Genomic DNA, 600 nt, shown 5'->3' with positions numbered 1-600 from the left:
GCTCCGCGGCCTCGCAGCATCGTGCTCAGCCAAGCCGGGAACTGACATGGCCTCATCCAGTTCGGGGTCGTAGTCGAGTTCGTCCAAGCCAAAGTCGTCGGCCTGCGAAGCCGGCCGGCCGTTGGGCAAGTCGCCCAGATCGAAGCCGCTGGCGGCATCGGCATAAGATGCACTGACGGACGCTTGTGCGGGTCTCGCTGCATAGGTCCGCGTTTCAACGCGGTCGGGCTCATAGCCTGACTGGAACCCGGCCGCTGACTGGAACCCGGCCGTTGACTGAAATCCGGCCCCTGACTGAAATCCGGCCCCTGACTGAAATCCGGCATTGTAGGATTCGTCGTCATAGGCGGCGCTGCGCGCCGGGGCGGCAGCGACGTCTACGGCATTCATTTCCGTGAGAAGGCTGGCGAACTCGGTGTCGAGATCGTCATAGGCAGGCACCGCCGGTTGGTCGTCATTGAAGTCGAGGTCCGGAATATCGAGGTCGTCCGCCAGCGCCACCACGCGCTCGGGCACATCGACCGTCTCGACATCGGGCATCTCGTCATACGCCGAAGACTGTTCGCTTTGCGCCGGCGCAGATGCCGCATCGGCGGCACC

Annotated in this window: 1 pseudogene; it reads right to left on the bottom strand. The window is 64.2% G+C overall.

The window, feature by feature from the left end:
* A pseudogene (locus EOA86_RS37540) lies at positions 1-540 on the bottom strand (SPOR domain-containing protein); the annotation flags it as partial.
* Positions 541-600: the final 60 nt, after the last annotated feature.

Source organism: Mesorhizobium sp. M5C.F.Ca.IN.020.32.2.1 (assembly GCF_004023105.1).
Taxonomy (GTDB): domain Bacteria; phylum Pseudomonadota; class Alphaproteobacteria; order Rhizobiales; family Rhizobiaceae; genus Mesorhizobium; species Mesorhizobium wenxiniae.
Note: the sequence above shows the minus strand (reverse complement) of the source record. Positions and strands in the feature narration are given on the sequence as shown.